This is a genomic window from uncultured Idiomarina sp., from assembly GCF_964010655.1.
Taxonomy (GTDB): domain Bacteria; phylum Pseudomonadota; class Gammaproteobacteria; order Enterobacterales; family Alteromonadaceae; genus Idiomarina; species Idiomarina baltica.
This window is the reverse complement of sequence record NZ_CAXGLS010000077.1, coordinates 1-4,426: the sequence shown is the minus strand read 5'-3', so window position 1 is coordinate 4,426 and position 4,426 is coordinate 1. Positions and strand designations below refer to the sequence as shown.

Annotated in this window: 2 protein-coding genes; both read left to right on the top strand. The window is 48.6% G+C overall.

Annotated features, from left to right (window positions below; genetic code table 11):
• On the top strand, positions 1 to 1,505 hold a 1,505-nt coding region (gene ppsA, locus ABNS04_RS12080), incomplete at its 5' end, for a phosphoenolpyruvate synthase (RefSeq protein ID WP_348671567.1).
• 17 nt (positions 1,506 to 1,522) lie between these two features.
• On the top strand, positions 1,523 to 4,426 hold a 2,904-nt coding region (locus ABNS04_RS12075; RefSeq protein WP_348671565.1), incomplete at its 3' end, for an FAD-binding and (Fe-S)-binding domain-containing protein.

Genomic DNA, 4,426 nt, shown 5'->3' with positions numbered 1-4,426 from the left:
CGATTACCGATGCAGAAGCAGAAGAATTGGCTCGCCAAGCATTAATCATCGAGAAACACTACGGTCGTCCGATGGACATCGAGTGGGCTAAAGACGGTATCGATGGCAAGTTATATATCGTACAAGCACGTCCGGAGACGGTGCAGTCCAACCAAAAAGGGCAAGCGATCGAACGCTTTGCACTACAAGACACCAGTGCGGTGGTCTGTGAAGGTCGTGCGATTGGTCAGCGCATCGGTAAAGGTGTGGCACGCGTATTGGATAGCATCGAAGAAATGGACAAAGTCCAACCTGGTGATGTGCTGGTTACTGATATGACCGACCCGGATTGGGAGCCTATTATGAAGCGCGCGGCGGCTATCGTGACCAACCGCGGTGGTCGTACATGCCACGCGGCTATCATCGCTCGCGAGTTAGGCATTCCAGCGGTTGTAGGCTGTGGTAATGCAACTCAGCTGATTAGCAATGGCCAAGCGGTTACCGTGTCATGTGCAGAGGGTGATACCGGGTACATCTACGAAGGCGAGCTTGACTTTGAAGTCACTGAGTCGCGCGTTGATGCAATGCCAGATTTACCATTAAAGATTATGATGAATGTCGGTAACCCGGACCGTGCTTTTGACTTTGCTGGTTTACCGCATGCGGGTGTAGGTCTTGCACGCCTTGAGTTTATTATTAATCGCATGATCGGAGTGCATCCCAAAGCATTACTTAACTTTGACGATCAACCAGATGCGTTGAAAGCAACGATCAGCACCATGATCGCCGGTTATGAATCACCTCGTGAATATTATGTAGCGCGTCTTGCTGAAGGGATCTCAACCTTAGCCGCGGCGTTTGCACCGGAGCGCGTTATTGTTCGTATGTCAGACTTCAAGTCGAATGAATACGCAAACTTAGTGGGCGGTAGTCAATACGAGCCGGATGAAGAAAACCCGATGCTCGGTTTCCGTGGCGCATCACGCTATATCTCAGAGGAATTCCGCGATTGCTTTGCACTCGAATGCGAAGCGATTAAGCGTGTACGCAATGAAATGGGTCTAAGCAACATCGAAATCATGATTCCTTTCGTACGTACGTTAGAGGAAGGTCGCCAAGTTATCGATTTGCTTGAAGAGCAGGGACTGAAACAAGGTGAGAACGGCTTGCGTGTGATCATGATGTGTGAACTACCATCAAACGCACTATTGGCCGATAAATTCCTTGATATGTTCGATGGCTTCTCAATTGGTTCGAATGATTTAACCCAGCTAACGTTGGGACTCGACCGGGACTCAGGTTTAATTGCACACTTATTTGATGAGCGCAACGACGCTGTTAAAGCATTGCTTGAAATGGCCATTAAAGCGGCTAAAGCACGTGGTAAGTACGTCGGTATATGTGGTCAAGGTCCGTCAGATCATCCTGACTTTGCTCAATGGTTAGTCGAGCAGGGAATTGATTCGGTTTCGCTTAACCCTGACACTGTTATTGAAACTTGGATGTACTTATCAGAACAACTGTAAGAGGACTATAAAACGTTATGACACAACTCCCTAAGTTAGACGCCAAGCGCGCACTGCCGTCGTTGTATCAGGCATATATTGGTGAGCTTGAACAGTCAGATTTTAGTGGGGAGATTGATGTCACGTTTTCAGGACGGCTTATCGCGGCGACGGATAACAGTGTTTATCAACAGTTGCCGCAGGCCGTCCTTTATCCTGTCAACGAAGCCGACATTCAAACGATACTGAAACTCGCAGCTCAAGATGAGTTTCATTCAGTGACATTTTCCCCTCGAGGCGGTGGTACGGGCACTAACGGACAGTCGTTGACGCCGGGTATTGTGGTGGACTTAAGTCGCCATATGAATCGCGTGTTGGAAGTCAATGCGGATGAAGGTTGGGTGCGTGTACAAACCGGCGTGGTAAAGGACCAGCTTAACGACGCGTTGCGTCCACATGGCTATTTCTTTGCACCGGACTTATCAACCAGCAATCGTGCCACGCTCGGCGGCATGATTAATACGGATGCATCGGGTCAAGGCTCGTTGGTATACGGTAAAACCAGTGATCATATTTTGTCGTTACGCACGGTGTTGCAAGGTGGTGAGCTGTTAGCCAGTGAACCGGTCGACTTACAGCAGGCACAAACTTACAGCGAAGTCGATTCGCGGGTGGGGCGGTTATATAAACAAGCACTCAATACCTGTGTGGGTATGCGCGAGGCGATAGACGCCAAATTTCCACCATTAAATCGCTTTTTAACCGGGTATGACTTAAAACACACCTTCGATGCAGAGCATCATACGCTCGATTTATCCCGCCTGATCGCGGGTTCAGAAGGCACGTTAGGCTTTGTCACAGAAGCAAAACTCAACATCACACCGATCCCCAAATACCGTACCTTAATCAACGTAAAGTATTCAGATTTCCAAGCGGCACTGAATAACTCACCGTTCTTAGTTGAAGCTGAAGCAACATCAGTAGAGACCATTGATTCCAACGTGCTGAACTTGGCGCGTGAAGACATCATCTGGCATAGCGTTTCGCCGTTGCTAGAAGAGGTCGAGGGACAGGTCATGAATGGCATTAATATGGTCGAGTTTGCCGCGACGGACCAAGCGGAAAATCAGCGGAAAATTGATGCGCTTTGTAAACGCTTGGATAAGCTCATTAAAGCTAAAGATAATAAAGGGGTGATCGGGTATCAAATATGCGATGACCTAGAAAGTATCCAAACCATTTATGCCATGCGAAAAAAAGCGGTCGGGCTGTTAGGTGCCACTAAAGGTGCGCGTAAACCCGTTGCTTTCGCAGAAGACACCGCGGTTCCTCCCGAGCAGTTGGCGGCTTTTATAATGGAGTTTCGCGACATCTTAGACGATGCCAACCTCCATTACGGCATGTTTGGTCACGCGGATGCAGGGGTGTTGCACGTGCGCCCCGCGCTGGATTTAACCAATCCAGATGATGAAGTTCTATTGCGCGAAATCAGTGATAAAGTAGCTGCATTGACAGCCAAATACGGTGGCTTGATGTGGGGCGAGCATGGTAAAGGCTATCGCTCAGAATATGCGCCGAAATTCTTTGGCGAGGCGCTTTATCACGAACTACAAAAAGTAAAAGCAGCCGCTGACCCGTTTAACCAGTTTAATCCCGGTAAAATCGCTACGCCGTTAAACAGCGAAGCGCAGTTAGTTTCTGTTGATGCGCAAAAGCGCGGTTATTTTGACCGTCAAATTCCGATTGAGACACGTGACTACTACGCCAATGCCATGAGTTGTAATGGCAACGGACTGTGTTTCAACTACGATACCAGAGCAGCAATGTGTCCTTCGTATAAAGTGACACGTGACCGTCGTATGTCGCCCAAAGGACGCGCGTCATTGATGCGTGAATGGTTGCGCTTAACTGCGGAACAGAATTACCGCGCGGATAAGCAACCTGATGACGAAGTATCTTGGTTTGAAAAGTGGCGTAACCGCAATGATTCGAAAGACGACTACAGCCACGAAGTGAAGGCGTCAATGGATAAGTGCTTGGCGTGCAAAGCCTGTACTAATCAATGTCCAGTGAGTGTCGACGTGCCGACGTTTAAGGCTGAGTTTTTACAGCATTACTACTCTCGGTATCCGCGCCCCATTAAAGATCATCTTGTGCGAAGCGTTGAAAGCACGGCTAAGGTGGGTGCAAAGTTTCCTAAGTTCAGTAATGCCATTATCAAAAACCCACTGAGCAACTTTTTCTTGAAACAAGTTGTGGGTTATGTCGATACACCCGCATTTTCAGTGCCTAACTTGGTTAAACGGTGGCAACAGTCAGAGTTTAGAGTCGCGGAGCCGAGTGAGCTCGCCCAGTTACCAGTAGAACAGCAACGACAGCTAGTGGCTATCGTACAAGATCCTTTCACCAGCTTTTACGAAGCTGAGATCGTGCATTCTTTCGCGCAACTCGCCGCTCGTTTAGGTTATCAACCTGTATTGATACCGTTTGTAGGACAAGGTAAAGCTCAACATGTGAAAGGCTTCTTATCGGAGTTTAAGCAAACGGCTGAACGTGTTTATGAGTACCTAGCGCCCTTGTTCGATACCGAAATTGAACGCGTGGGTGTTGACTCGTCCACCGCATTGGTATTCCGCGACGAGTATCACCACGTGTTAGGTGATAAAGCTGCAGCATTGAACGTGCAAACAGTCATCGAGTGGTTACAGGGCAAGGCAGAGCAACTCGATCTCGAGAGCAGTCATCGCCGTTACGGTTTGCTGTTACACTGCACCGAGCAGAGCTTCATTCCCGAGTCAGCAAAGCACTGGCAGGCGCTATTTACCAGTGTTGGCTTGCAGCTCGATATTGTCCAAGCGGGCTGTTGTGGTATGGCCGGAACATTTGGGCATGAACGTAGCAATTTGAAAGAGAGTATTGCGTTGTATCAAATGGATTGGGCT